This window comes from Bythopirellula polymerisocia, from assembly GCF_007860015.1.
GTDB classification, from domain to species: domain Bacteria; phylum Planctomycetota; class Planctomycetia; order Pirellulales; family Lacipirellulaceae; genus Bythopirellula; species Bythopirellula polymerisocia.
Window position 1 is genome coordinate 33,876 of sequence record NZ_SJPS01000011.1, and the last position, 26,319, is coordinate 60,194.

The following is a 26,319-nucleotide window of genomic DNA, read 5'->3' on the forward strand; positions in this document are numbered from 1 at the left end:
ACGACACCAACGGCAGTTGCGTTACCTCAACCGTGGAACCAAGCTCCCAGGCAGTATATCTGGGGAGCTATTTTGCGGTTCCTTTGTACCTGCGGAAACGATTAGAGTTGAATCAGCTTACTGAATTTACCACCTCAAGGCGAACCCTAGTGTGAATTCCGAATTCCTGATCGATTTTATTACGGCCCTGTGGCTTGGATTTATCGGGGCATGTATCGGCAGCTTTCTGAACGTGGTGGCGTATCGCCTGCCCAGAGGGATGTCCGTCATCTGGAAACCGTCTCACTGCCCCAAGTGTAATCATCCAATTCGCGCTAGGGACAATGTCCCGGTTCTCGGCTGGCTGTGGCTCCGCGGGAAGTGCCGCGATTGCGGGGCAGCGATATCTCCCCGCTATGCGATTGTCGAAGCCGCGATGGGATTGGCGTTCTTCGTGGTGGCCTATTTCGAACTACTGCGTGGCAGTCCATTCACAGAACTTTCCGGAGCAATAGATGTTGTTTGGAATCCACAATGGTCGGCCATCGGAGGGTATGCTTATCACTGTCTCCTGTTGAGCGTTTTTATGACGCTTCTCCTGATGCGGCTGGATAAGACGATTTCCGTTCCAAGATTCATCGTCGGGTCGGTATTGCTTCTGATTGTTTGGCCATTGGCTTTTTTCCTATTTCGCATAAACTAGCAGCGAGTCATTTTCTACTGGTTACTTCTTGTCGATGGGTGTTAAAGTTAGCTATGAATCAAGACAACCGACGCGATTTCCTGATTTCCACAGCAGGACTCACGGCCGCCAGTTGGGCGACCTTATCCGCAACAACTTTTGCCTCCGAAAAATCGCCAGAAACGTCGCTGGTTGAGTCTGGAGATACGATTCTCTTCCAGGGGGACTCAATTACCGATGCTGGTCGCAATAAGGAGCAGAATGACAAAGTGAACCAGCAGTCTGCATTTGGAAATGGATATGCCTGGATGGCTGCCTCGGAGATGTTAGTGAGCCGCCCAGAAGGGAGCTTGCGCTGCTTCAATCGAGGCATCAGTGGAAACAAGGTTTATCAGCTTGCCGAGCGCTGGCAGATAGATTGCCTCGACTTGAAGCCCAACCTGTTGAGCATCCTTATTGGTGTGAACGACATCTGGCACAAGCTCAATGGGGACTACGACGGCACGGTGGAAGTTTACGAAACCGACCTCGACGCTTTAATTGCTCGGACAAAGGCAGCGCTTCCCGACGTCAAATTGATAGTGTGCGAACCGTTCGTCCTCAAGGTTGGCAAAGTAAACGACTCATGGTTCCCTGAGTTTGACGAGTACCGCTCTGCTGCCAAACGGGTTTCTGATTCCGCGGGAGCCCGTTTCGTGGCCTTTCAAGCGATGTTTGATCGTGCGATTGATTATGCTCCACCGGAATACTGGGCAGCAGATGGTGTTCACCCAACTAACTTTGGTGCAGCACTGATGGCCCATACCTGGTTACAGACCGTGGGGGCATAACTCGCTGTGGAAGTTCGTCGGCGAGAGTTGCTCACTTAGGCCAATGCATCAAGCACTAAGTCGCCAACCTCGCTAGTACTGTAGCCCATTTTTCCGGCTGATTGGCTTTTCATCTTTGTGCCGGTAACGTGCATCAGCGCGCTCATCACTCGCTCGGCGGCTTGAGCCTGCCCCAGTTGGTCGAGCAGCATGCTTACCGCGTTTATGGTGGCAATCGGGTTGATCTTTCCCGTACCGGTGTATTTTGGAGCACTGCCGCCCATTGGCTCGAACATGCTCACTCCACCAGGCTCAGGATTGATATTACCACCTGCGGCAACACCCATGCCTCCCTGTATGATACCGCTCAGGTCCGTGATGATGTCACCAAACATGTTGGTGGTCACTATCACATCGTAGAACTCTGGGTTTTTGACGATCCACATGCAGCAGGCATCGACGTGGTTGTAATCGATTTCAACATCTGGGTAGTCAGAAGCGACTTCGTTAAAGGTCCGCCACCATAGGTCGTGGCCTGTGGTCAAGACGTTGGTCTTGGCAACGAGAGTGAGCTTCTTGCCCTTGGGGTTGTCTCGCTTCTGGGTGTACTCAAAAGCATAACGAATGCAGCGTTCACAACCCTTGCGGGTGTAGATGGCAGTTTGGGTGGCGACCTCGTTGGGTGTCCCCTTATGCATAAAGCCACCGGCACCACAGTAGAGGTCTTCGGTATTCTCGCGCACAACGACGAAATCAATGTCGTCCGGTCCCTTATCCTTGAGCGGTGTCTCTACGCCGGGGAACAATTTTACGGGACGCAGGTTAATGTACTGATCGAGTCCGAATCGAACGTCTAAGAGGAGCTTGCGTTCGAGGATTCCCGGGGCAACATCCGGATGTCCTACGGCACCAAGCAGAATTCCGTCGAACTTGCGAAGTTGATCGAGCCCATCCGCCGGAAGGGCCTCACCCGTCTTCAGATACCGGTCTCCACCCCAATCGAGTTCGGTCAACTCCAATTGATCGGCAAAGCCCTCGATCTTCGCTACGGACTTGAGTACTTTGACGCCTTCGGCGGCAACTTCTGGACCCGTTCCATCTCCACCAATAATCGCTATTTTCATCGAATGCACCGCTGATAGTTCAGATTAAGTTGTTAGCAAGAAACCGGCCATTGTAGCGGAGAATTCGCCGCAACGACTAGGGGGGCATGGCACGACTTCTAGGGTGCCATGACAGCCAAGATGGCTTCCCCCACGACAAGAACTAACTGTGCATCCGGGGGAGCGGTTCACGTTCGGACATGATGGCCGCCTCGGCTTCATAGAGTTCCGCCAATCGTGCCTCGACGACAACTTCAGGGGCAAAATGTTTCGCTAGCCGGGTGTAAGTCGCGTGGTGGCGGGCTTCGCTTTCAAACAGGCTACGATAAAAGTTCGCCAACTCACGGTCCGCCACATGTTCCGCGAGAGCTTGGAATCGTTCACAACTGCGAGCCTCAATCAACCCGGCAACCAGCAGGCGATCGACGGCCCGTTCCGGCTCGCTTTTGCGAACGTGCGCATGTAATCGACTGCCATACTGGCTCGGCTTGAGTCGGCGGAAGCGTATGCCGCGACGCTCAAGTAGGTCCAATACCATGTGGAAATGTTCGAGTTCCTCGTTGACGATCTCAGTCATCTCCTGGCAAAGCTCGCGGTCCTCCACATAGTGGAAGATGAGATTCAATGCCGTCCCCGCAGCCTTCTTCTCGCAATGGGCGTGGTCAATGAGCACTTCTTCAAGGTTGGAATCAACTTGGGCAAGCCAACTGGCGTCGGTGGGAGCTTTAAGATGGAGCATGTAAGGGTAACTCTTATATCGAAATGGGTCATCATCCTCTAGTCGGAGGCACACCTGCCTCCGGGGCGTCCGGTCCAAGGTGTAGGTCAGGCTGGGTCTCGGCATAAGTCAACGAATCGCGGGCACACTTCCATACGACCATACGCTGAAATAATTTGGGTGCTAGTCGCTTCACTCGCCAGATCATGCGAACTCGCCAACCCAAGGGCACGAAGAAGGTTCCTTTCTCTACAGCTCTGAGAGTTTCTTGTGCTATTTTAGAAGATGTCGTGGTGGACAAGTTCGTGTATTTCTGTGCGATTCTTCGAAATAAATCGTCGGTAAATTTTCCGCGTTCGAGTAGTTGCGATTGAAAGAAGCCGGGTAGCGCGACCGTGACACCAATACCCGGCTCGTGGAGTTCGTTGAGCAGTGTCTCCGAGTAAGAGACAACTCCTGCCTTCGCTGTGCTATAAGCCGCCATAGCTGGAGCGCTTAGCAGGGAGGCAACCGAGGCGATATTTACAATCGCGCCACCAGGCGCGGTCTCACGCATCCAGGGAACCATCGTATGGCAGCCATTGATCACGCCGAACAGGTTTACCTCGCAGACACGTCGAAAATCAGAGAGGGAAGAATCCCCAATCTTCCCCGCTGCACAGATTCCGGCGTTGTTAATGAGTAAGTCCAACCGGGCCCAGTCAGCACGCAGCTTCTCAAGCAGTATGCTCCAGGCTGCGAGATCGCAAACATCAAGCTGCTCGACCTGACAGCTACCCCCGGTACTTTCAATCGCCGAATGTGTCTCCTGCGCACCCGCGAGGTCGATGTCTGCCACGACGACATGCCAGCCCTGAGCAGCCAAGTGCTGGCAAAACTCCCTGCCTAGCCCGCTGGCGCCGCCAGTAACCAGTGCGAGTCGTCGTTCGTGCGGACCTTTCATGGGGCTATGATAGCTTTTTTTTTCAGCTACCGCAGGTCTCATAGCCAAACTGCCCGTTTCGCGATGCGACAATTTTGCAGGCTCGTACATCAGAAGATCGGCGTCGCCGTTCGGGGCTACCCTTACTACAATCCCTATCGTTAGATATGGCTACAGCCTGAGTTTCATTGAAGAGACGAGAATCCTGTGCAATTACTCTCTTTGAAAGACCGAATCGCGATCCACTTCTGCTTCACCGCGGGAGTATTGCTCAATTTGTCGACTCTGGGATTCTCACAGACCTCTTCCCGTCCTCCAGTCCAGCAACAATCGCCGACTAACGTCACGAGGGATGCTGTCAGATCCGAGGTGGCTCGTGTGAGCAGCATTTCTGGGGGAGAAGCATTTCGACCAAAGAATCCGAAAAATTCTCCGACCATTGTGGTTGCGGATGGTTTTTGTCTGGTAAGTTTGCGTGACCAACGCAAATGGATTCAAGGGAATCCGAACATACAGATTATCATCAATGACAAGATATATCTTTTTGCTGGGATGCGCGAACGTGACATTTTTGCCGCTGATCCTGAACATTATTTTCCCGTGCTGGATGGAGATTCGATCGTCACATTTGTAGAGAGCGGCAAGAGAATCTCGGGGAGCCTGCAATATGGATTGACTTACCGAGATCGAATCTATTTCTTTTGCAGTGCGTCCGAGCTTGCGAAATTCCAGGCTCAGCCAGATCGATTTTTGAATGCCGATCTGGTCGATCAGGGTCACTGCGTGGTTAGCAAGGTCGACGAGCAGAAGCTTGTTCCTGGCCTGCCTGAAACGGTCTTGACTCTTGATGGCCTTCGCTACTTTTTTGCCTCGGCACTGCATCGCAAGATTTTTGCTTCCAACCTTCAACGCTATGTGGATTCGACCGAGGCAACGCACCGAGACTTAGAAGTGCGAGTGGGTTCAAGCGAAGGTGCAGGTCTAAGTCATGGTCTTGATAAGAATCCGAAAAGTGTAAGTGACTACTCTCGCATTGAAGCGAATCCGAAGGATACGTCGACTTCAAACAATTCGTTGGATTCAGAAGAAGACACCTATGTTCGAGCGGCCGTCTCGGGCTACTGCCCAGTCTCCATCCGCAAACAAGGCGTCTGGGTTCGCGGGAAATCGAGATATGAAGCCACTTTTGACGGAAAAATCTATCACATGGCTGGCCCCGAAGAACTTACTCAATTTCGAGACAATCCAGTGGAGTATCTCCCAGTACTAGGAGGCGACAGCATAGTCTCATTCGCTGACCAAGCAGTACGAGTTCCCGGAAGTGCTTATCATCCTCTCATTGCCGGAGACAGATTGTTCTTATTTGCTGATGCAGTGGAAAAGCAGACCTTCAAAGACAATCCAGATCTCTACGAAAACGCCGACATAGCTCTTTCCGGAAATTGCATCGTAACTCTCCTAGAAGAACAGCGAGAAGAACCGGGTCTACCCGACTTTGAAACACTGTTTCAAGGGCTCAGATATCGCTTTACTTCGCAGATAACGATGGACCAATTTCTTGCCGAGCCAGAGATATATGTCGGTCAACACTCGGTAGCCCAATAACCGCCTCGCGCGTGGTCGAATTGGGCAGCGAATCCGCGAATAGCGGGATTGAAAGTACCTGCTCGATAGACCTCTCTTCCCATAACCCACGTTCTTACGGGCCATCCTGTTAACGTTTCTCCATGCCAGGCACTCCAACCACACTTGGTGATTTGCTCTTCATTGCGGATTTGGTGACGAAGCGAAAGATCAACCAGTACGAGATCAGCGTCGTAGCCCTCGGCAATACGGCCTTTGCCAACAATGTCCCAAACTCGTGCCGGCGCGTCGCACATCCAGTGTACCACTTGTTCGAGAGAGCAATTATCTAGGTGGACCTGATTGAGGAGAAGCGCCAGGCTATTCTCTACGCAAGGCATTCCTGAGGGTGAGAGGGGATAAGGTTGATGTTTTTCTTCGAGGGTGTGAGGCGCATGGTCCGTGGCAACCACTTGGATCGCACCACTTATTAGCCCCTGCCAAATTTGTGCATTGTCCTCTGCAGATTTGACTGAAGGGTTCGCCTGCAACAAGGTTCCCAGCCGCGGGTAATCTTCCGTGTTTAGAAATAAATGATGAGGACAAGCTTCGGCCGTGATGAGACCTCCATGATCCCTCAATAGCTCAATCTCAGCACCCGTTGAGACATGCAGCACATGAAACCGGTGATGATGTCGATGTGCCAAGTCGAGCGCACGACGCGTAGCGGTCACAGCGGCAGAAACATTTCGAATTCGGGAGTGATCGGCCACGTCACTAGTCCCAGCGAACTTTGCCTTATTGGCCTGAACCGTGGACTCGTCTTCACAATGCGCGGTAATGGGCAACGCTGTTTCGGCAAAGATGCGTTCCAAGGCCTCTTGCGAATCAACGAGCAGGTCCCCGGTGCTTGAACCGATGAAAATCTTGATACCAGGCGTGTCCGTGGCAAGAGAGAGTTCTTCGATATTCTCAGGCGTTGCTCCGATATAGAACCCATAATTGACGAGGGATTTTTCCGCTGCTAGCGCACGCTTTTCGGCGAGCCGCTCCCTTGTGGTAGTGGTAGGGGTCGTATTGGGCATCTCCAGAAAAGTTGTGATCCCTCCTTTGGCGCAGGCTTTTGAGGCGGTGCCCAGGTCCTCCTTGTGGGTCAACCCAGGCTCGCGAAAATGAACCTGGTCATCGATCACACCAGGAATCAGATGCAGCCCGGCGGCATCGACCACCTCATCGACGCGAATGTGTGCCGCCGCATCCACGCTGGCAATACGGCTGTTATCGACAAGAACTGAAACAGACTCAATTCCTGTCGGCAAGACAACTTGGGCGTTCTTTATGAGAGTTTTCATGGGCGTTGCAATACATAAAGCGCGGTCATTGTGGCATATTAGATTAGTCCCGTCGACCATAGTCAGGTCATTATCTTAGAGTTTAATGCAGATCTAATTATCAAAGTAGAAAGCGTTTTCTAAGATGAATCCGATGCCACTCACGCCTGAGATCGCGGCAGTTCGTAGGCGGGAAATCTAGTTCGAGGAACTTTAGCAAGCGATAGCGGATCCATTCAGCTTTGTTGCCTATGCCATGACCTACAGCACGCCTAAAGATATGGCGATAGTCCGTAAATACTTATCCGACGAGGAACTTGCGTCATGCCTGATCAACGACCCACCAGGTATCTTTGACGGTCGAAGTTGGGCCAACTGGAATCTGAAGTTTGGTCGATATTCTACAACTGTGTGCCAATGCGGGTCATCCTGGATTAGGCGATGCTTGTCGAACAAAACTTCTGCCCACTAAGGGATTTCGCCATTAGCATGAGACTTGTTGTTAACTGTCGTGAATGAACTCAGCCAGCCTTTTCTACGGAAAAATAGGAGTTGGCCGATTGTCACACCACTCATCAACAGCAGCACCGCAGGGTAACCGTATCGCCACTTTAGTTCGGGCATGTTCCAGGAGGAGACATCAGGGTCGAAATTCATGCCGTACAATCCTACCATGAAACTTAGGGGGATAAAAATCGTCGAAATGATGGTCAGCACCTTCATCACTTCATTCATCCGGTTGCCAACCTCCGTGGAGTAGAAGTCGCGTAGGTCGGAACATGCTTCGCGGTAACTTTCCAATGAATCGATGATCCTGACGACATGATCGTGGCAATCCCGCAGATAGATACTTGTTTCTGGAGTGATGAGCCATTCATGGCGGTTTGTCAGGGAATCGACAGCGTCACGCAGGGGCCAGACAATTCGTCGTAAGAGGCGCAAATCATGCCTCAGACCATGCAAACGAATTATTAAGGGACGCGACGGCCCCCCTTCCAATTCGACGTCAATTCGGTCGATCTGATCGCCAATTCTTTCTAGCGAAGGGAAGTAGCTATCAATCAACGCATCGAGCAACGCGTACATGAGATAATCAGTCCCCATGTCACGCAAAGCACGACCGGTGAATTGAAGTCGATCGCGAATCGTATCAAAACAATCGCTCGGATGCTCGCGCCAACTGATAACAAAGTCTTTTCCCACAAAGAAGCTGGCTTGTTCGAAAGTATGCTTCTTACCATGACGAGGGAACTGGCAAACTAGAAACAGATGATCCTTGAAGTTTTCGACTTTAGCCCTTTGCGGAATATTGACCACATCCTCCAAGGCCAATCTGTGGATACCGAAAAGTTTGCCAATTTGCTCGAAGAGTGTTTCGTCTCCCATGCCGACGATATCTACCCATTGAACAGGATGCTTTCCCCGCATCTTCTGAACATCCTCGAAGGTGCAGTTCTGTTTATCTTCGAGCTCCGCAGGACCATAACAAGTCATGCGAATGGTGGGTTTTATAGCTCCCGCGGGGATGTGTATTGCACCTGGTCGAGCCGCCGGTTTCGACTTCCGCCGATAGCCCTTGGTGAACATGCTTGTGCCGCCATTATGTGAATGATGTGTCATAATTCATCCTGAATTGAATCTAAAGAATCTAAGTGTTTACGGAGCTTCCTGGCTCTCAGATCAAGCCTGAACATTGTCTGCCATCTGGACCACCAAGGGAGAAGTCGTATTGAGATGGACATCTCTTTGAGGAAACGCCACAGTGATCCCTTCCTCGGCAAAGAGTTGCGTAATCTGATAGCGGACCGCACTTTCGATCTGTCGGCGATCCATCATTGTTCTCATGCGGATCCAGAAGTGGACTTCAAACTCCAATGCGTTGTCTCCGAAATTCTTAAACAGCACGATTGGAGGCGGCTCTTTCGAAGCCCGACCCGTTTCGACGACCGCTCGTCGCAACAGCTGGGCAACGGCAATCACAGGAGACCCATAGGCAACTCCTACAGCCACAAAGGTCCGCATCTTGTCACTCGACAAGGTAAAATTTATCACATTGTCCTGCAAGAACGTGCTGTTAGGCACGATGATTTCCAGATTGTCACCCGTCCGGATCCGTGTGCTGCGGGCACCAATGTGTTCGACATTGCCATAGAGATCGCCAATTTGAATCAGGTCGCCAATCTTCACGGGACGCTCAGCATGGAGAATCAAACCGCTGATAAAATTGTTGATAATGTTCTGGCTACCAAAGCCGATTCCCAATGCGACGGCACCACCCAAAACCGTAAAAGCCGTTAAGGGGACCCTGACTACGTTGAGAGCCAACAGCGAAAACAGCACGATCAGCAAGTAAAACGATAAGCTTTGGACCGTCGCAGCACCGCTGGCGTCGATGTCCATTCTGCCTAACAGATACTTGCCCAACCAACGACTGATGACTCGGGCAATCAAAAAACCCACAAAAAAAAGCAGCAGCGCTTTGACTACTTTCTGGATGGTTACCGGCTGTTCAAAGGAACCCAGCTCGGTGTTCCACAGAGCCTCGAGTTTGTCCCAGAATTCATGGATTCTTTCTCTGGCTGTTGCCGTGAGGGAGTCGGTAGTCATTTGGCGAGCCAGTTTAGACTGCAAGTGCAAGGCAGCCTCGATGCTGCGCAAATTGTCTTCCTGCGACTGGATCAAGCCCTCCAAGGCGGTCAATTGCTGAGCGTACCAGTTGGGAAGGGGGGATCCTTCTTCAGCCGAGCTGAGTTTCTTCTTTATCGCGGCGTGTTGATTACGCAGGTCCTCCAACTTCCCGTTAGCAGAACGCTGCTCGCCTGCCAACTGAGATAGGGCCCGCTCGTTTTCTTCCTTCCAGTCAGAGAGGGTATCTTTTTCTGGTTGTTTCAAGAATAATTGCTGTCGACGTTTCCAGACCTGTTGAGAATCTTCGATTCTTTTCAGAGCGATCTTTAATTCCTCTTCGCGCTCATCCAGATCGCTACGCCCCAACTGATAGGCGAGCAATTCCTCCTGCAACGTTGCTTTGTCGCCTGTAGAGGCATCGAGCTGCCGCTGCGTGCGCATCCATTGCTCTTCCAAATACTTGCGACGAGTATCGCTTCTTTTCGCGGTAGAAAGCGTGTTTTTCAACTCATTTGCTTGCTCGTCTAGCTTTTGGAGTTGCTTGTTCAGCTCAACCTGATCGAATTTAGCATTGTCAGCGAGAACCTGGGTCTTCTCTTCCAGTTCTTTGAGAATCAATTCTTGCGACTCTCGAGCCAGGCGAGCCGTCAGCAACTCTGCTTCGCGACGTCGAACTGTCGCTTCCGCGACTTCTGCGGCCAGCGCTGCGACGACATATTTTTGATTGAGAGGAATTCGCCGTACATCGCCATTGCTTTCGTCCAAGGTCTCCTTGGCGATTCGACGCGCACTTTCTAATTCCTTAGACTCTTTGCGGGCGTTCTCTAGTTCCTGAAGGGCCCCCTTTTCACGAACCTTAAGGCGCTTGAGCCGCCCCTTGGCTTCATCGAGTTGGTCGCGTGTTGCGTCCAGGAGAAGAAATGAAGATGCCTCGGAATCGGGCAACCCCTGTAGCAAGAAACCCTCCAAGTTGGTTTGTGCTTCGTCCCGTTTCGCTTCAGCAACATCAACTTCTGCTTCCGAGGACGCAACCTGACCGAGGGTAAGCTCAAGCCTATCCAAGAGATCGACCTGTTGCACGATCGCAGCGGAGGGCTCCTGATCGGCTACCTGGGCTTTGGTTACCAAGGACTCTGCTTCGACCAGACGCTGCTTTACTCCTTCGATCCATTCTGCTACTGGCCGAGCAGACTTTTCTTGGGGGTCACCCTTTGTTTCTAAAATCGAAGTCGGACCGGGAAGTTGCCCATACCCAGATCGGGTCAGAAAGCACGCATCTATCCAGACAAGTGCCACCAACGCCAGCAGCACCAGCCTGCAATTGGAGAAAAACAATAGTTGCCTCGGCCACAGCTTCATGGAAAAATCAATTCTAGTCACACGCGCTACTCGGAATGGTTCTGCCAAGATATGCCACCTTCCCCGGTGCTCAAACAGCAACTTTTTTGATGACCTGGCGGACTCAAGTGGCAAAGTCTCTAAACCAGAGTAAGTCACGCGTTTGATCTAAGATGGCCTTGATCCGTGAGGGAGGGCAGATCAGAGAGATCGCACCGATAATCCGATCTTTTTCCTTTAAATGAACCTCTTCTGGCGGTTTCTTTCGAGAGTATTGGCCTTCGAGGATTGCTAGCTAGCCGCTACAATCCGCCCCCCCCTGGGATGCCGCCAATAATGGCATCTCTACCTCCAATCGGATGCTCGCCTTGGCGAGTTCGTTTATGCGACAGTCGTCGATATTTCTGGTGCTTTTCTCAGCGAGTATCACGTTGGCCGGTTGCATGCTCGTGCGACCCAATCAGCATTGGGAACCATTTCCTCATGAAATAGTTCGCAATCAGTTGGTAATTCATAGCGATGCACAGATTTCTCGGAATCAACGATTGCTAGGCGAGTTGGCTGACCAACGCATGCTTATCAATTCCAAGTTGGGACTCGCCCCGACGGAAACGCCGATCCATGTCTATCTCTACGCTGATGAAGATGCTTACACCGCCTTCATGAACCTACGATTCCCCGAAATGGCGTCGCGACGGGCAATCTTTGTCGGCACGGACTCACAGCTCTCCGTCTATGCCTATTGGGGCGATCATGTGGCTGAAGATTTGCGGCATGAAGTATCACACGGCTACCTGCATGCTGCCGTGCCGAATCTGCCGTTGTGGCTCGATGAAGGGTTAGCGGAATACTTTGAAGTCGGCGCCGGTCGCCAGGGTTTCAATACAGCCCACGCTCAACTGCTGGCGGCTCAAGCGAATGAGAATAACTGGCAGCCAGAATTAACGCGTCTGGAAGCACTCAACTCTGCTGCGGACATGACCCAGCAAGACTACGCGGAGTCGTGGGCGTGGGTTCACTATCTCTTAGAATCGGATGAGCGGTCCATGGTGCTCACCGACTATCTACATGATCTAGCCGATGGCAATCCTACCGAACCGCTCAGCACGCGAATTGGGCGACGACTCATCGTGCCGCAGAGCGCGCTGGCTGAGCATATTCGAATGCTTCGTTAGGAAGTGTAGTTGGTTTTAGCTCAAAAAGTATGCCTTGGTTCCGTGCTATCGAGAATCGGCACATAAATATATTGAACCAAGAACCAATTCTGGCCGAGTGCCCGGTGTCGAACAGGTTGGTACTCCCCCTCCAAGCCGCTGAAAAAAGCCTGCGGCTCACTCCCCTGTGGAAATCTGGCCAGGGTGGCTCCCTCGTCATTATCCGTCAACTGAAAAAAGAGGTCGTCCCCTTCTCCGCGTTCGATGGTTGAAATCTGAACACTAGTCCCGGAGGGCTTAGGTTTGGTGAGCAACATGAGAGTACGTGGCTTGCCGATCGGGTAGGCATTGAAGGGACCGATCTCTGGTAGCTGCCCATCTTGGCTGGGCCAATTTTCCAGGAGCGTTGTTGCAAGCTTTTCCATAGCAGGGAGACTCGTCTGCATTCTCCAGGCTTGCGCGCGCCAGGCGAAATCAGACCACGAGGTGTAGAGTGTCAACCAAGCTGCCAGCGCAAACATTAAGGCGAGCCACGAGCGGATACTTCGGTTGGGACTTGCCCCCCAAAAAAGGGAGAGCATTATGCCCGCAGCAGTTACCAAACCGACTGTGATCATCGCATGCAAGATTTGCACACGCGTGGCTAAATGGGAAGGGAGAGCACCATATTGCAGATTCGACTCATTCCAGGGAGTTAATTGAGCAGTCAGCCGAGCGGCTTGCGAGAATTTTCCGTCACGGCAAATCCAAACTATCAGCCCGAGCAGCAGGGCAACATTTACGATCCAGTAAATCCTCACTGCCTGCCGTGATAGCAAAACACGGACCATTCGAGCAATTAATCCGGGTGTGGAATTGTCGCTGGTCATATTAGGCTAATTGCAGATTTTTGGACGGAGGATTCTTTTCAACTGCATCAAGTCGGACAATAATCTACACACCATGGCTACAGTCCATTTTACCAGTCACTTACAGTCGTTCGTCAACAGCGCGCCCGTCGAAGTCGCGGCGACAACTGTCGGGGCAGCCTTAAATTCTGCCTTAGATGGGAAAGAGCAACTGCGAAGTTATGTGATGGACGAACATGGACGCCTGCGTCGGCATATTATGGTCTTCATCGATGGGAAGATCATCGACGATCGCGTGAATTTGTCTGATAGCCTGACAGATACTTCCGAAGTGTATGTGATGCAGGCGCTTTCCGGAGGGTGAAGGAAGAAATGCTAAATTGTATCTGGTACAAGCAGTAATTAAGTGGATCAAAGTTTATGGCTGACACGATACACGTCTCTACTCGTAAGGGTCTCTTTACATTGAAACGTTCTCCAGTAAGGCGCTGGGAAATCGCCGATGTGGCGTTTTTGGGTTCGCCGCTGTCGATGTCGCTGGCCGACCCGCGCGACGGGAGTTGGTATGCAGCGCTGAATCTTGGACATTTTGGTGCCCATCTGCACCGCAGCTGCGACCGTGGCGCCAGTTGGACCGAGGTTGCCGTGCCGACATTTCCCGACGGTGCGACGATGCCTGAGCGGATGGCAAGTGAAGCCGAGACGCCGAAAATGAAACCTGCGGCACTGTCGGAAATTTGGGCGTTGGAACCAGCGAACACAGGTGATGGCACGTTGTGGTGCGGCACGATTCCCGGAGGACTCTTTCGTAGCGACGACGCTGGCGAAAGTTGGCGGTTGGTTGAAGGACTGTGGAATCGCGAGGAGCGCATGTCTTGGTTTGGCGGGGGCAAAGACGATCCGGGAATTCATTCCGTCGAGGTCGATCCCAATGATCCGCAGCATGTACTTGTAGCCATATCTTGCGGGGGCGTGTGGCGGACTCGCGATGGAGGAGCCAAATGGGAATGTTGCAGCAATGGACTCCGTGCTGAATACATGCCTCCCGATCAGGCTTACAATCCGAACATGCAGGACCCCCACCGCATGGTAGCGTGTCCCTCCTATTTCAATTTCATGTGGATCCAGCACCACAACGGCATTTTCCATTCGACCGACGGCAGCCGGAACTGGGAAGAAATCACGAATGTCGAACCGGCAGTGTTCGGCTTTACCGTCGCCGTTCATCCCCACGACCCGGGCACGGCCTGGTTTGTGCCTGGAGTGAAGGACGAAATGCGAGTGCCGAAAGATGCGAAGTTTATTGTGACCAAAACCACCGATGGCGGGAAGACGTTTCGGCAGATCAGCGCAGGGCTGCCTAGTGAAGATGCCTACGACATTGTGCTGCGGCATGCACTTGATGTCGACAGCACAGGAAATCTGCTCGCGATGGGCAGCACGACGGGCAACTTCTGGGTGTCAGAGGATAGTGGCGAGTCGTGGCAGGCTGTGTCAACACACTTGCCACCGGTGTATGCTGTGCGGTTTGTTGAGGAAAGGTAACTCGTCCGTGATATCACGTCAAACTGTTGATCGTATTCACGTAGAATGAGAATATCCGGAAGATCATCACGATGATGAACACGGCTACTAGTGCCCAGATAGCGTAGCCTGCGAATTGAGCCAGGATCGCGATTGCCGATCCAGCACGTTCCTCGTATTCGATTGCCTGCCGTTCCATAGTTTCAACCAGCCGGCCACTTTCTTCTCCGACGGCGATGTTGTCGAGCAGATCACTGGGAAAGATACCTGTGGAAGCCAGGGATTGAGTGATGCTTTGTCCCTGCTCTATTCGCTGAACGATCTCCTGGCTGTGCTCTGAGTAGTGTTCGCTACCCGTCGAATGGAGTGCCAGCGGCAGTGCCTTGCGGAGGTCCATGGGGGTATCCAGCACCAACTGCAAGGCCCAGGTGAACTTAGCCAGGGCGAGTGTCTTAAGGGCATCTCCTAGCACAGGGATTTGCAAGGTGAGTCGCTGTAGCTTGCGAGCCCAAAGTGCCCCGTTGAGGATGGATTTGACTACCAGTAATATGAGCACTGCAATGAAAAGCAGGATGCTTAAGTATTTCATCAAACCCGAGGTGCCGATGAGCCCCAAACCGAGGATATCGATGTGAGACCCTGGCGAGGTGGGATCTCCTGGAATCATTCCCATGATCCAGATCAACAGGCCAATCACTAACAGGGCGATACCCAACTGGAACAAAGGCCAAATGAGTCGCTGCCAAAAATCGCGACGGGCAGAAAGGACACGATCGTAGTGACGACCAAGGCGTTTGTAAATCTCGCCGAGTCGTCCGCTGACCTCCCCCACTTCGATCATCTTGCGAAACAAAGGTGGATAATACCCGCCGGTGCTCTGCAACGCTTCAGTGATCGAATTTCCCATTGCCAACTCATCGCGAACAGTCGCGGCATTTTGACGTTGAGAGGCGGAGCCACGCCCTGCCTCATCGGTCCAGATTTTGCGATCTTGAATTCCTGCGTTGGTCGCAGTCGCCAGGCGATGGCAAAATTGGGAGAGGGCCTTCAAAGAGATGCGATTCGAGAAAAACATGAGAGGAAGTGGTAGGTGGCGAGTGGTTGGTGGATAGTAACAAGCCGGCCTATCCTGAAATCGGTAAGTTATTGATTGCGAGTGATTAACGAGGCAAATATTCCCAGCCACTAACCATCATCCACCAACTACTCTCCGATATCTTCGTTCCAGAGTTCTGGATGGGCGGTGATGAACTGTTTCATCAATTCTACACACTCTGGGTCTTCGATGATGGTTAATTCCACACCACGCGAGCGAACGTACTCCTCCGGTCCCTGAAATGTGCGGTTTTCGCCGATCACGATTCTAGGAATGCCATAGAGCAGGGTAGTGCCGCTGCACATGTCGCAAGGGGACAGCGTGGAATAGAGTGTGGTTTGGCGGTAGTCACGAGCCGTTAATCGCCCCGCATTTTCCAGGCAATCCATTTCAGCGTGCAGGATGGCACTACCCTTTTGCACGCGACGGTTGTGGCCGCGACCAACGATTTTGCCATCGAGAACCAGCACCGAGCCGATAGGAATTCCTCCTTCGGCCAGTCCTGCTCTTGCTTCATCGATCGCAGCTTGAAGAAATGGGTCCATGCTTTAGCTCAAAAGTGTTGTAAATTCGAATCGGCTTCCGTCGAAGAGACCCAAGTCGCTAAGTTTCAACGACGGGATCACTAATAAGGCCATGAATGAAAGCGTCATATAGGGTGCACGCAATGGCGAGCCCCAGGATTTTACTGCCTGATCGAGTTTCTGGTAGGCAGCGGCAACTTCTGTGCAAGTCCCTGTCGCCATCAATCCGGCCACAGGGAGTGGCAGCACCAAGTGCTGGTTCTCAGTGTCGCAAACTGCCGACAACCCCCCTCCCGCTTCCATGACAGCATTGATCGCAGCGGCCAAGTCGTCGTCATTGGTGCCGACGGCGATAACATTGTGCGAATCATGGGCCACGCTCGACGCCATGGCTCCTCTCTTGAGGCCGAAATTGCTGATGAAGGCAATTGCAGGTGCGGCCGCCTGATATCGATTCACGACAACCAGCTTGAGGACATCTCGCTCGGTGTCGCATACCACCTGTCTGTTTTCCACCTTGGGAGGATGTTGGACGCAGTTGGTAATTAACTGCCCATCAAGAGCCTCGATGACCTTCAAGCTTTCACCGTCAGGCGACACAGCCATTGCGGATGGCTCAACGGTAGTGGCGACAAATTGATTTACCACCGTGGGTTCGACACGCGGAATGGATGTCACGCCGTTTTCTGCGACTAGCTTGCCATCGATCCAGGTTCTTAGCACATTAAATTTACTCAGCGAATCGACCTCGATGAAATCTGCTGGATCACCCACCTTTAGCTGGCCGACGTCGAGCTGGTAATGATCGATCGGATTGAGGCACGCGGCCTGCAGAGCATCAAAGACGTTGATGCCGTGCTCGACGGCCCGTCGCACGAGTAGGTTGATGTGCCCCTGCTCCAGTTCATCGGGGTGTTTGTCATCGCTACAGAGCATCGTCTGCTGCGGGAACTCGCCGAGAAGCGAATAGAGTGCAGCAAAGTTGCGGGCCGCTGAACCTTCACGGATCGAGATCTTGCATCCAGCAGCGAGTTTATCAAGGGCTTCTTCCTTGGTAAAACATTCGTGATCAGTGGTGATCCCTGCGGCAATATACCGAGCGGCATCTTCTCCACGTAGTCCTGGTGCATGGCCATCCACTGGTTTTCCAACTGCATGGGCCGCAGCGATTTTTGCCAAACACTCCAGATCTCCATGGAGTACACCGGGGAAATTCATCATCTCGCTCAAATAAACGATTCGCGGATCGGCGAGCAACTTCTCGACCTCGGCCACGGAGATCGTGGCGCCGGCAGTTTCAAACGTGGTGGCTGGGACACAGGAGGGAGCGCCAAAGTAAAACTTGAATGGCGAACTCGCGGCATTTTCCAGCATGTACTCGACACCCGCCACTCCCAAAACATTACCGATCTCGTGCGGATCGCTTACCGTTGCCACTGTCCCATGCACCACGGCAGCTCTGGCAAATTCACTTGGGACGAGCATCGAGCTTTCGACATGCACATGAGCATCTATGAAGCCGGGCAACAAAAAAGACTTGGGGCTCTGATCGATAGGCTCGATCGAAGTGATCCGCCCATCGGAATACTTGACATCGGCAGGAAATGTCCCACGGCCCGGAATATCAACCACAATGCCAGAGACGCAACCGGTATTCATGGTTTAACTCCTTGTTGGACGAAAATCATTCCTCGCTCAAGATTTCTTATGACGACGTCCACCCCGAGAACGGCCCCGCGAGGAGCTGGAACCCGAATTGGCCGGAGACTTGCTGCGCTGGGCAAGATTCGAGTCCACGATGCCGCCAATCGCCTCGTCCCAGGTGGGCAGATTGCGATGACTCGAGCGACCTCCACGAGCAGAGGAGTTTTCGTCGTCGTCATACGACACTTCGTCGTCTTCGTCGTCATCTTCCTCATCATCATCGCTGACATGCGATGCCACATGTTTCTTGATCTGAGAATCTTCCTCTTCCGAGGATAAATCTTGATCATCTTTCTTTCGGGAGCGGCCTCTGGAACGTCGTCGTCGCCGACGTTTTTCAGGAGCTTCTTCTGATTCAGGATCCGTACTTTCCTCGCCGATAGATTCGTCTAGGTTTTCACTTTCTTTTGTTTCGTCGCTCTCGCCTTCATCAGCGGCTTTCGCGCCGCTGCGGCCGCGCCCTCTTCCACCACGTCGGCGACGGCGACGGCCTCGCTTGGGCTCCTCTTCTTCATCTCCTTCTTCGACGGCACCGTCGGGAATGTCTTCCGTAAATACGGCTTCTTCCCCTTCGGTGAACAGGAAGGAGGATTCTACGTTGGTGCGTGGAGACACAAAGGCACTTCCCCACGAGGCAGCATCGGCGGCGAACAATGCGTCGAAGGCACTACGGGCGGCTTCTCCAGAAATCCGCGGCAGTTCGCTTTTGTCACCTTCCTCTTCGTCGGTTTGTTCCACGAACTCACTCGAGTCGACGCGTTCAGATTCCGCTTCGATCTCAACCGTGGATTCTTTGACGCTTCGCTTGCTCTCCGCTCTTGGTTCAGGGGAGGCAGTTTTCTCGCTTCGGCTAGTGTCAGGTTTTGGGGGGGCAACTTTTGGGGGGGCAACCGGTTTCTCGACCGGAGGCTGCTCGGCCAAAGGTGGTACTTCGATCCCCAAGGATGAAGCCAGGCTTTCCCAGTCACTAGGGTTTGCCTGAGATTCTTCCACTTTGTCACCCTTCTCACGACGGCGCGTCGGAAGTTCCTTAGGTGCTGGCTGTCGCCGTTCTAGGGCATCGTCGGTGACGTTCACACCAAGTTCACCAACTAATTCGTCCCAAGTAGATTTTTCTTTGTTTTCTTCGCTCATTTTTTACTGTCGCAAATTGTGTTTTGTTGAGATCGCAATATCCGGGCAACTCTGTGCCGTGAGCGATTCTCTGCGGAAATGCAATATACGGTGTAATTGTGAGGGCGCAAAGATGCACTTGTGCGCGAGTGGTCTTCGCAGCCGATAATTTCGATAAACGTAGGCTAGAAGCCTAGGGCACTTCGGAATGGTCTCCCCCTTGAGTCGAGGGAGAGATAGACTTGAATTCATGGTTGTTGGCCATCAGTATCTTTCAATCGATCACTAACTACATGGAAGACCGCTTAAGTATTGCCGATTCCGCCGAGCGTGGCCCCGTCGAAGACGTTGAGGTCCGCGGCCATATCATCGACAGCCTCATATTGCCCAAAGTACTCGATTGCATAACTACGGGTGGCGGCTCGTTCCTCATCAAGAATATTAACATCGGCCAGGGCCGGACTGATCCAAGTTTTGCCTTAGTCGAGGTGCGAGCCGAAACCGAGGATCAACTGCAAGAGATTCTAGCCCAGATTGCCGATCACGGGGCAGTTCCCACGGCAGGGAGCGATTGCCGCGTAGTCGAAGCCGACATCGCTGGAGCATTTCCCGAAGGGTTTTATAGCACGACTAATCAGCAATCAGAGATTCGGCTTGAGGGGAAATGGTTTAGTGTGGCTGATCAAGAGATGGATTGCGGGATCACCGTCGATCCGAAAACTTCTGCGGCGCGGTGTATTGCCATGTCCGACGTGGAGGTAGGAATGCCGATCGTGGTTGGCCACGCGGGAGTTCGAGTCTTTCCACTTGAGCGTGCACATCAAGATCATGCTTTCGCCTTCATGAACAGTGCCGTCTCAACCGAGAAGCCCAAGGGAGTCGTCATTCGGCAGATCGCTCAACTGCTGTTTGAGAACCGTCAGGGGAAGGGCAAGTCTCTGCTAGTTGGGGGGCCGGCTATTGTCCACACGGGAAGCGGAAATTTGATCTGCGACCTTATCCGAGGCGGCTACATTCACAAGCTGTTCGCCGGAAATGCCTTGGCTACTCACGACATCGAGCAATCCTTGTTTGGAACAAGCCTGGGGGTCAATCTAAACGAGAGTAGTCTCGCCGACGCGGGGCATGAACACCACCTGCGGGCAATCAACCGAATTCGCCGAGTGGGTTCCATTCCCGCCGCCGTCGAGCAGGGCGTGATTCAGTCGGGCATCATGTACGAATGCGTCAAGCACGATGTTGATTTCATCCTCTCTGGGAGCATCCGAGATGACGGTCCTCTGCCCGACGTGATTACCGACGCTATAGAAAACCAGCGCCGCATGCGGGCAAGCATTCGCGACGTGACTTTTTGCCTGATGATCGCCACGACGTTGCACTCGATCGCTGTAGGCAACCTCCTGCCTGCGAGCGTGAAAGTTGTTTGCGTTGATATCAACCCATCGACCGTTATTAAGCTCAACGACCGTGGTAGCTTTCAGACCGTTGGGCTGGTAACTGACGTCGAACCCTTCCTGCGAGCACTCGTGGAAGAAGTCAAACGACTTGAACAGACTACACATTAGCAGCCGCTTGCGGTTTAACGCATAATGCCAACTCTTCCCCACATTCTAATGTGCCCACCAGTGCACTATGGTATCGAATACGAAATCAATCCCTGGATGAGTACAGCGCGGCAGTCGAATCACAAGTTGGCTTGCGTTCAATGGGAATCACTACGACAGATACTTCTTGACACGGGTGCTCAAGTTTCTGAGGTATCACCAGTCGCGGGACTCCCTGATCTGGTATTCACCGCCAACGCGGCGATAGTCTTCGGTCAGCGGGCAGTGTTGGCACGGTTTAAGCATGAGCAACGACAAGGGGAAGAACCTCACTTCCGAAGCTGGCTCGAAGAGCACGGCTGGCAAGTCGACGAGTCGCCGGAAGATTTCTCGTTCGAGGGGGCCGGCGATGCTCTCTTCTGCGGTGACACCCTCTATGCCGGCTACCGCCAGCGCAGCGACGCGAGCGGCCATCAGCAAATCGGCGAAATGCTTGGGGTGCGAGTGCTCCCCTTGGAATTGGTCGATGCTTACTACTACCACCTCGATACCTGCTTTTGCCCTCTTTCTCCAGAAGAGGCAATCTATTTTCCCGCCGCCTTCGACGACTATGGCCAGCGGGTATTGGCCAAGTCGATACCCAAATTACATGCCGTTGAAGAAAGCGAAGCGCGAAGCTTTGCGTGCAACGCGGTGGTGGTGGGAAAGACCGTGGTCACCAACTCGGGATGCCCCAAGCTGCACGCTCTGCTGCGATCTTTCGGCTATGATCCCATTGAGACACCGCTGAGTGAATTTGTGAAGGCAGGTGGAAGTGCGAAATGCCTGACGTTGCGGCTCGATGGAGAGGAAGCGGCAGGCTGGAAGGGGCAGAGTGGATCCTGACTCGCTAAACAGAAGCATGGATTCTCAAATCAACTAGATCGTTACCGTTCATCGCAAGAAATTAAGTCGTTGTACGGCCAACGCTCGTGAGCCCAATTGCGATTGCTCCTTGGTATGAGAAGTGTTTGTTCCACACTTCACTGCCAGGATCGCACCGGTTCAAATGCAGCGGACCAATCGATGGTTCAATGTTGGTCAGAGGACGATTCGTGCTAAGCGATCGCGTAAGAAGTCGAACGCTGGGGCGACTCATATTTAATTTCAAGTAGTTCCTTGAAAGCGATAGCCACCAATTTCACAATAATTACTCGCAAACCACGAATAGCAGCCAACCTGACCATGTTGCATTCAAATCACCACCGGCTTCCCCAGTGCCCGGCGTAAGGGCACAAGCTGTCCGGCGTGCATCATACTATGCGTAGCGATCAGAACGTAGACGTGACCAGCGCTGGGGAACATCGATCGAAAGTGTTCAGGCGCGGGCTTGTCGAGATCCTCTTCGGAAACGTTGGCGATGGCTGCTTTCGTCGCTTCGTGAACTTTGTCGAAGAGATCCAAGTACTCCTGCTTCGTGCAAAAGTTGGCAGGATTGTCGTCGGCAACGGTCTCTTTGCTATGCTTTTCCGCAAAACCAGAAGGCAATTCGACGGACGAACCGGGAGAAAGAGACTCAAGCAATTGCTTTTCCGAGTTAATCAGATGCCCCAATTGCCAGGCGACATGGTTGCAGCCTTCACCCGGTCGTTTCATTAGGTCTGCATCGCTCAGATCTTCCAGATACTTTGAGAGAACCATGGAACTGGTATCGAGTGTGGCACAAAGAGCATCTTTGACATTCATGATAGATTCTACCTCAATCGCAAGGGAGTTGATTTGCTAGCAAGACATGAAGGGCTATCCTACTACAGAAAAAAAGTATACACGCCCGCAACGGCAGGTCGCAACCAAGCAATTTAAGTGGTGGAAACGGAGTTAACAGAGATTGAACTAGATATTCGGATGCTAGTGAATATTTTCGCTCCTCTTCTTAAATTCGCGGCAGTATCCATACTCCTCTGTTGGCTCTGCGACTTCCTGTGCGAAAATATTGCTCCCCGCCGAATAGGTGCGGTAATCGATCGTTTATTGCCGGCGGAAGAGGGCTTGCCGCAGTTCTTCCTCGAAGGTGGCGCTGGTTTCAAGCACCGCGCGGAATTCGTCTTTGCCGAGCGCATAAAAGACGCTCGGCTCCCGGGCGACGATGGTGGCATTTCGTGGTTCGTCGGTAATGAGTGCGGCCTCGCCAAAGTACTGCCCTTGGTTCAATTCGGCCACCTTCTGATCCCCGGTGCCATCATTGATCAAGACATCGACGCTGCCTGTGCGGATTAGATAGAACAGGTCTCCAGCATCTCCCTGGCGGATGATCGCTTCGCCAGACTGAGCCTCATGGACCATCATTTGATCGGCCACCTCGGCCAACGTATTGGGTGTCAAGTCCGCAAACAATGGGAACTCTTTGAGGAATTCGCAGATTACTGATGTTTCTTGAACCGCCACGTCGGACTTGATTTTTCCATCCACCATGTTCACGATACGATCGGCAACGTCCAGGATGCGGTTGTCGTGGGTCACCATAATAATTGTGCAACCTTCGTCGCGAGCCAGCTCCTGGAATAGGGTAACCACTTCGCGCCCCGACTTCTCGTCGAGTGCTGCTGTGGGCTCATCGGCCAGGATCAGCTTGGGCTTGTGGACCAATCCGCGGGCGATGGCCACACGCTGCTTCTGCCCGCCAGAGAGACTCTTGGGTTTATAGTGGATACGATGGCCCAATCCGAGACGTGTAAGCAGCGAATTGATTCGTCCTTCTGCGATCATGGGGTCGAGTCCAACCAACTCAGCAGCCATGTTGACGTTCTGGTAGGCAGTGAGAGATTCAAACAGGTTATGGGCTTGAAAGATGAAGCCCATTTCTTTGCGAATACGCACAATTAGGTCTCGGTCAGCACCGCACAGTTCATTTCCAAGAACTTTGAGACTTCCCTCCTGGACGGTGCGCAGGGTGCCAATGAGCGTGAGGAGTGTTGTTTTGCCCGATCCGGATGGCCCGGTCATGATCACGATCTCACCACGGCGCACTTCCAAGTTGTTTTCGTAGAGAGCCTGTTTGCGGAGTTCGCCCTCGCCAAAAAAATGATTGAGGGCCTGGACTTTCACCGTCTTCGGCATTTGGATGCCGCCGGTGAATGCTCCACTGGTTGCTGGAATGGTCGTTTGTGAAGTCATGGCACAGTGTTTGTGGGGTTATCTAGGAATGGCAAAGGCACAAGATGTTTAGAACAAGCTCGCTGGATCGGCTGATAATAGCTTTCTTACTGCCAGCATGCCTGATGCTACACACATCGCAATAGTAAGGATAAAAACTAACAACATGGAAGGCGCGGACATCACCATCAAGAGGCCTGTCTGCTCAGAAAGCCATGAATACATGACTGCACTAACCGCACTTCCGGGTATGAAACCTACGACGGCCAGCAAGATAGCCTCGGTGAGAATCAGAAATATAAAGTAGCGCGCGGTGTAACCCATGGCTTTGAGCGTGGCGAACTCGGCCATGTGATCGGCGATATCCGAATAGATCACCTGGTAGCAAATAACCATGCCGACGATAAAGCCGATGATTTTACCTGCCATGAAGATTGTGCCAATAGGAGTGCTCTTGTCCCAGAAGCCGATTTCATCCTTACGGAACTTTTCGCGTGTCAGCACTTGGACATCCTTGTCGATCGTCTGTTCGATACGTGCGCGTACCTCTTCGACATCGGCATCGGGTAGCACATCGATGATCCCAATATCGACTACATCGAGAGGATTTCCCGTGCGCACGCGATGGGGGAAGAACTTGGCAAAGTTTTCGGCGCTCATTACGAGGTTGCCGTCATGGGCAAAGTCGGTTCCCAATTCAAACTTCCCCACCAAAGAGATCTGCTTGTCGGCTAGTTCCACGTGTTCCTGAGCCAGCGCATCATCGTCATCATAAGGGAAGGGGAACTTGCTGCGTTTGCTTTTACCGTCTATCAGAGCCGTTCCCTGGGATCTTAGACGTAGGAGATGCTGATTGACTGCGTCCAAGTCAAAGACCGGATCATCAAGGTAGAAACCGATCGACCGGAGGGGAAAGCCGCGATTTCCCATGCCATTTTCCATGCGTCGCAATACCGAAGTCGTGAGTTCGGTATATAAAGGGTAGGCCCCTTGGACCCCGGAGCATGAGCGAGCCTGATTGAGCCGAGAAATCGGGAATCGTTTTTCGGAAGCGAGTGTGAACTTTGCCTTGCTTATAAGAAAAATGTCACCCTCAAGATCGTCGATTAATTTGACCTGGCTATCAAAGAGCGCATTCTGAAAACCCACCTGAGTAAACATCAATAGTACAGCAAACGCGATGCCACAGATCGCCACCACGAGTCGACGCCAGTCGTGCGTCAGGTTCTTCCAAGCCAGTGGTGTTTTGCCGAAGGATTTCATCTGAAAACATTGAGTGTCAAAATAGGTCCGCAGGATCTGCTTGATACAGTTTCCGCAAGGCTGCTAATCCAGAGAGTACGCACATGGTGATTGCCAGCGCCAATACCAATGCAGCGATACCAGGGGTCATGTTCATTGGCATGCCCGAGAGTTTCTCGACCAGACGGTAGAGTCCCCAGGACACGATAATCGAAGGGATGTATCCTACCACCGCCAGCAGAACAGCCTGCAGCAGGACGACTTTGGTCAAGTACTTCGCTCCATAGCCCATGGCTTTCAGGGTCGCGTACTCGCCCATCATGTTGGCGATGTCCGTCGACAGCACTTGATAAACGATTGCCACTCCTACAAAGAGCGCTACCCACACACCCAGCGTAAAAATCTGACCCAAAGGGGTCTCATGAACCCAGCGATGTTCTTCGCGGTCCAGGGCTTGTTGGCGGGTCAAAATCTCTACGTCGGTATTCGTGAGTGCCGCTGCTGTGAGTGAAAAAGTAGATTTCTCATCTCTAGAAGGAATTCCATAAATACTCAGCAGTTTTTGACGCACTAATTCGGCTTCTGAAGGATCCTTGAGCTTGATCAATCCAAAGTTTACATCATCAATAGTTTGCCAGGGACATGCCCGCACATAGCCTTCTGGGTTGGTAAGGCAGGCCCCGTTGGATGCCATACCAGTCCCCAGTTCAAAGAGGCCTACAATACGAACTCGGTGGGGTCCCAAGGTTGTTTCGACGCCGATATCTGTCTCACTGAATTTCTCATCGTCCGCTGGGCCATATTCGCTCTTCGATTTCACATCCACCAGTACAAACGTAGAATCCGAGAGCTTGCGGGCTTCATCATTAATTTCCTGACGGTTAAAGACTGGGTCTTTGGGGTCGGTTCCCATGGTAATAATGGCACGCCAATCACCTTCTTCCTCTATCGCTTCAGAAGTTTTGGCTGATTCGACTGCTGGAACAGAGGCAGGAGCTTGCCATTCACTCAGTCCCAGATAGAACGACCGCGCCTCAGCCACTTCGGATAGTGAAGCTGCCTGCAACACGCGTGAACGTGGGAAGGATCGAGCCTCTGTGAGATGCAGGTAGGCGGGGGAGCGCAGCATTAGATCAAATTCGAGAGCGTCATATATTTGAGTGGCGGTATGAATAATGCCCCCCAAAAATCCCAGCTGCATGAAAATTAGAATGACAGCAAAGCTCACCCCAGCCACGCCAATAGACGTGCGGACTTTGTTATGAACAAGATTCTTCCATGCAAGGGGGGTTTTCATGGATTCGCATTGCCGTCATGCCCAAACCAGGTTTTGACTTGTATCGCAGATTGGATCGTCCCTGGGTA

At 52.5% G+C, this 26,319-nt stretch carries 23 protein-coding genes; 8 read left to right on the forward strand and 15 right to left on the reverse strand.

The genetic code is table 11. The annotated features are described in order from the left end of the window. Nucleotides 1-151: 151 nt before the first annotated feature. Together Pla144_RS25345 and Pla144_RS22235 are read left to right on the forward strand one after the other, a co-directional pair. Nucleotides 152-682, forward strand: coding sequence for an A24 family peptidase (locus Pla144_RS25345; protein WP_261342338.1), 531 nt, complete (start codon nucleotides 152-154; stop codon nucleotides 680-682). 53 nt (nucleotides 683-735) lie between these two features. Next, nucleotides 736-1,491: an SGNH/GDSL hydrolase family protein gene (locus Pla144_RS22235; protein WP_146452908.1), complete on the forward strand. Its 756-nt coding sequence runs from the start codon at nucleotides 736-738 to the stop codon at nucleotides 1,489-1,491. Nucleotides 1,492-1,526: 35 nt separating this feature from the next. Here the strand turns inward: Pla144_RS22235 and Pla144_RS22240 are convergent, their stop codons facing one another. The 3 genes from Pla144_RS22240 to Pla144_RS22250 form a co-directional block, all read right to left on the reverse strand. Beyond that, a complete protein-coding gene (locus Pla144_RS22240) occupies nucleotides 1,527-2,594 on the reverse strand; it encodes a 3-isopropylmalate dehydrogenase (RefSeq protein ID WP_146452909.1) in 1,068 nt (355 codons plus the stop codon). Between the two features lie 142 nt (nucleotides 2,595-2,736). After that, the gene (gene miaE / locus Pla144_RS22245; protein WP_146452910.1) at nucleotides 2,737-3,312 is read right to left on the reverse strand and encodes a tRNA-(ms[2]io[6]A)-hydroxylase; all 576 of its coding nucleotides are present in this window, start codon (nucleotides 3,310-3,312) and stop codon (nucleotides 2,737-2,739) included. A 31-nt stretch (nucleotides 3,313-3,343) separates the two neighbouring features. Further along, nucleotides 3,344-4,276: an SDR family NAD(P)-dependent oxidoreductase gene (locus tag Pla144_RS22250; protein ID WP_197530939.1), complete on the reverse strand. Its 933-nt coding sequence runs from the start codon at nucleotides 4,274-4,276 to the stop codon at nucleotides 3,344-3,346. Nucleotides 4,277-4,591: 315 nt separating this feature from the next. Between Pla144_RS22250 and Pla144_RS22255 the strand changes: the two genes are divergently transcribed. Further along, a complete protein-coding gene (locus Pla144_RS22255) occupies nucleotides 4,592-5,818 on the forward strand; it encodes a hypothetical protein (protein WP_146452912.1) in 1,227 nt (408 codons plus the stop codon). Here Pla144_RS22255 and Pla144_RS22260 read toward each other — a convergent pair. The 3 genes from Pla144_RS22260 to Pla144_RS22270 form a co-directional block, all read right to left on the reverse strand. Next, a complete protein-coding gene (locus Pla144_RS22260) occupies nucleotides 5,797-7,128 on the reverse strand; it encodes a dihydroorotase (RefSeq protein ID WP_146452913.1) in 1,332 nt (443 codons plus the stop codon). The two genes, Pla144_RS22255 and Pla144_RS22260, sit on opposite strands and share 22 nt — an antisense overlap. A gap of 447 nt (nucleotides 7,129-7,575) precedes the next feature. Then, nucleotides 7,576-8,727, reverse strand: a complete 1,152-nt coding sequence (corA, locus tag Pla144_RS22265; RefSeq protein WP_146452914.1) for a magnesium/cobalt transporter CorA — start codon at nucleotides 8,725-8,727, stop codon at nucleotides 7,576-7,578. Nucleotides 8,728-8,787: 60 nt separating this feature from the next. Beyond that, entirely contained in the window at nucleotides 8,788-11,142 is a 2,355-nt protein-coding gene (locus Pla144_RS22270; RefSeq protein ID WP_146452915.1) for a mechanosensitive ion channel domain-containing protein, read from the reverse strand. A 314-nt stretch (nucleotides 11,143-11,456) separates the two neighbouring features. Between Pla144_RS22270 and Pla144_RS22275 the strand changes: the two genes are divergently transcribed. Next, entirely contained in the window at nucleotides 11,457-12,248 is a 792-nt protein-coding gene (locus tag Pla144_RS22275; protein WP_197530941.1) for a DUF1570 domain-containing protein, read from the forward strand. A 20-nt stretch (nucleotides 12,249-12,268) separates the two neighbouring features. Here Pla144_RS22275 and Pla144_RS22280 read toward each other — a convergent pair whose 3' ends face one another. Then, entirely contained in the window at nucleotides 12,269-13,096 is an 828-nt protein-coding gene (locus Pla144_RS22280; RefSeq protein ID WP_146452917.1) for a hypothetical protein, read from the reverse strand. Nucleotides 13,097-13,169: 73 nt separating this feature from the next. Between Pla144_RS22280 and Pla144_RS22285 the strand changes: the two genes are divergently transcribed. Together Pla144_RS22285 and Pla144_RS22290 are read left to right on the forward strand one after the other, a co-directional pair. Beyond that, entirely contained in the window at nucleotides 13,170-13,439 is a 270-nt protein-coding gene (locus tag Pla144_RS22285) for a MoaD/ThiS family protein (protein WP_146452918.1), read from the forward strand. A gap of 56 nt (nucleotides 13,440-13,495) precedes the next feature. Continuing rightward, complete coding sequence (locus Pla144_RS22290) at nucleotides 13,496-14,620, forward strand: WD40/YVTN/BNR-like repeat-containing protein (RefSeq protein WP_146452919.1); 1,125 nt, start codon at nucleotides 13,496-13,498, stop codon at nucleotides 14,618-14,620. Nucleotides 14,621-14,633: 13 nt separating this feature from the next. Here the strand turns inward: Pla144_RS22290 and Pla144_RS22295 are convergent, their stop codons facing one another. The 4 genes from Pla144_RS22295 to Pla144_RS22310 all read right to left on the reverse strand — a co-directional run bounded on the left by Pla144_RS22295 (nucleotide 14,634) and on the right by Pla144_RS22310 (nucleotide 19,057). Next, nucleotides 14,634-15,674 (reverse strand): type II secretion system F family protein, encoded by a 1,041-nt coding sequence (locus tag Pla144_RS22295; RefSeq protein WP_146452920.1) that lies wholly within the window; start codon nucleotides 15,672-15,674, stop codon nucleotides 14,634-14,636. 128 nt (nucleotides 15,675-15,802) lie between these two features. Next, on the reverse strand, nucleotides 15,803-16,240 hold the full coding sequence (locus Pla144_RS22300) for a nucleoside deaminase (RefSeq protein ID WP_146452921.1): 438 nt from the start codon (nucleotides 16,238-16,240) through the stop codon (nucleotides 15,803-15,805). 3 nt (nucleotides 16,241-16,243) lie between these two features. Then, nucleotides 16,244-17,878, reverse strand: coding sequence for an adenine deaminase (gene ade / locus Pla144_RS22305; RefSeq protein ID WP_146452922.1), 1,635 nt, complete (start codon nucleotides 17,876-17,878; stop codon nucleotides 16,244-16,246). Between the two features lie 36 nt (nucleotides 17,879-17,914). Next, on the reverse strand, nucleotides 17,915-19,057 hold the full coding sequence (locus Pla144_RS22310) for a hypothetical protein (protein WP_146452923.1): 1,143 nt from the start codon (nucleotides 19,055-19,057) through the stop codon (nucleotides 17,915-17,917). Between the two features lie 221 nt (nucleotides 19,058-19,278). On the opposite strand from Pla144_RS22310, the gene Pla144_RS22315 reads away from it, so the two are divergent. After that, a complete protein-coding gene (locus Pla144_RS22315) occupies nucleotides 19,279-20,601 on the forward strand; it encodes an ornithine cyclodeaminase (RefSeq protein WP_231936506.1) in 1,323 nt (440 codons plus the stop codon). Between the two features lie 24 nt (nucleotides 20,602-20,625). After that, nucleotides 20,626-21,465, forward strand: a complete 840-nt coding sequence (locus Pla144_RS22320) for a dimethylarginine dimethylaminohydrolase family protein (RefSeq protein WP_146452924.1) — start codon at nucleotides 20,626-20,628, stop codon at nucleotides 21,463-21,465. 348 nt (nucleotides 21,466-21,813) lie between these two features. Here Pla144_RS22320 and Pla144_RS22325 read toward each other — a convergent pair whose 3' ends face one another. The 4 genes from Pla144_RS22325 to Pla144_RS22340 all read right to left on the reverse strand — a co-directional run bounded on the left by Pla144_RS22325 (nucleotide 21,814) and on the right by Pla144_RS22340 (nucleotide 26,251). Then, complete coding sequence (locus tag Pla144_RS22325) at nucleotides 21,814-22,305, reverse strand: DinB family protein (RefSeq protein ID WP_146452925.1); 492 nt, start codon at nucleotides 22,303-22,305, stop codon at nucleotides 21,814-21,816. A 282-nt stretch (nucleotides 22,306-22,587) separates the two neighbouring features. Next, a complete protein-coding gene (locus tag Pla144_RS22330; RefSeq protein WP_146452926.1) occupies nucleotides 22,588-23,733 on the reverse strand; it encodes an ATP-binding cassette domain-containing protein in 1,146 nt (381 codons plus the stop codon). A 48-nt stretch (nucleotides 23,734-23,781) separates the two neighbouring features. Beyond that, entirely contained in the window at nucleotides 23,782-24,975 is a 1,194-nt protein-coding gene (gene devC, locus Pla144_RS22335) for an ABC transporter permease DevC (protein WP_146452927.1), read from the reverse strand. A gap of 16 nt (nucleotides 24,976-24,991) precedes the next feature. Beyond that, nucleotides 24,992-26,251, reverse strand: coding sequence for an FtsX-like permease family protein (locus Pla144_RS22340; RefSeq protein WP_146452928.1), 1,260 nt, complete (start codon nucleotides 26,249-26,251; stop codon nucleotides 24,992-24,994). Between the last annotated feature and the right edge of the window lie 68 nt (nucleotides 26,252-26,319).

Bases quoted from the DNA above. Each gene is read 5' to 3' on its own strand.
- Pla144_RS22235 (WP_146452908.1), top strand. From the start codon at position 736: ATGAATCAAGACAACCGACGCGATTTCCTGATTTCCACAGCAGGACTC.
- Pla144_RS22240 (WP_146452909.1), bottom strand. From the start codon at position 2,594: ATGAAAATAGCGATTATTGGTGGAGATGGAACGGGTCCAGAAGTTGCC.
- miaE (WP_146452910.1), bottom strand. From the start codon at position 3,312: ATGCTCCATCTTAAAGCTCCCACCGACGCCAGTTGGCTTGCCCAAGTT.
- Pla144_RS22250 (WP_197530939.1), bottom strand. From the start codon at position 4,276: ATGAGACCTGCGGTAGCTGAAAAAAAAAGCTATCATAGCCCCATGAAA.
- Pla144_RS22260 (WP_146452913.1), bottom strand. From the start codon at position 7,128: ATGAAAACTCTCATAAAGAACGCCCAAGTTGTCTTGCCGACAGGAATT.
- corA (WP_146452914.1), bottom strand. From the start codon at position 8,727: ATGACACATCATTCACATAATGGCGGCACAAGCATGTTCACCAAGGGC.
- Pla144_RS22275 (WP_197530941.1), top strand. From the start codon at position 11,457: ATGCGACAGTCGTCGATATTTCTGGTGCTTTTCTCAGCGAGTATCACG.
- Pla144_RS22280 (WP_146452917.1), bottom strand. From the start codon at position 13,096: ATGACCAGCGACAATTCCACACCCGGATTAATTGCTCGAATGGTCCGT.
- Pla144_RS22285 (WP_146452918.1), top strand. From the start codon at position 13,170: ATGGCTACAGTCCATTTTACCAGTCACTTACAGTCGTTCGTCAACAGC.
- Pla144_RS22290 (WP_146452919.1), top strand. From the start codon at position 13,496: ATGGCTGACACGATACACGTCTCTACTCGTAAGGGTCTCTTTACATTG.
- Pla144_RS22295 (WP_146452920.1), bottom strand. From the start codon at position 15,674: ATGTTTTTCTCGAATCGCATCTCTTTGAAGGCCCTCTCCCAATTTTGC.
- Pla144_RS22300 (WP_146452921.1), bottom strand. From the start codon at position 16,240: ATGGACCCATTTCTTCAAGCTGCGATCGATGAAGCAAGAGCAGGACTG.
- ade (WP_146452922.1), bottom strand. From the start codon at position 17,878: ATGAATACCGGTTGCGTCTCTGGCATTGTGGTTGATATTCCGGGCCGT.
- Pla144_RS22310 (WP_146452923.1), bottom strand. From the start codon at position 19,057: ATGAGCGAAGAAAACAAAGAAAAATCTACTTGGGACGAATTAGTTGGT.
- Pla144_RS22320 (WP_146452924.1), top strand. From the start codon at position 20,626: ATGCCAACTCTTCCCCACATTCTAATGTGCCCACCAGTGCACTATGGT.
- Pla144_RS22325 (WP_146452925.1), bottom strand. From the start codon at position 22,305: ATGAATGTCAAAGATGCTCTTTGTGCCACACTCGATACCAGTTCCATG.
- Pla144_RS22330 (WP_146452926.1), bottom strand. From the start codon at position 23,733: ATGACTTCACAAACGACCATTCCAGCAACCAGTGGAGCATTCACCGGC.
- devC (WP_146452927.1), bottom strand. From the start codon at position 24,975: ATGAAATCCTTCGGCAAAACACCACTGGCTTGGAAGAACCTGACGCAC.
- Pla144_RS22340 (WP_146452928.1), bottom strand. From the start codon at position 26,251: ATGAAAACCCCCCTTGCATGGAAGAATCTTGTTCATAACAAAGTCCGC.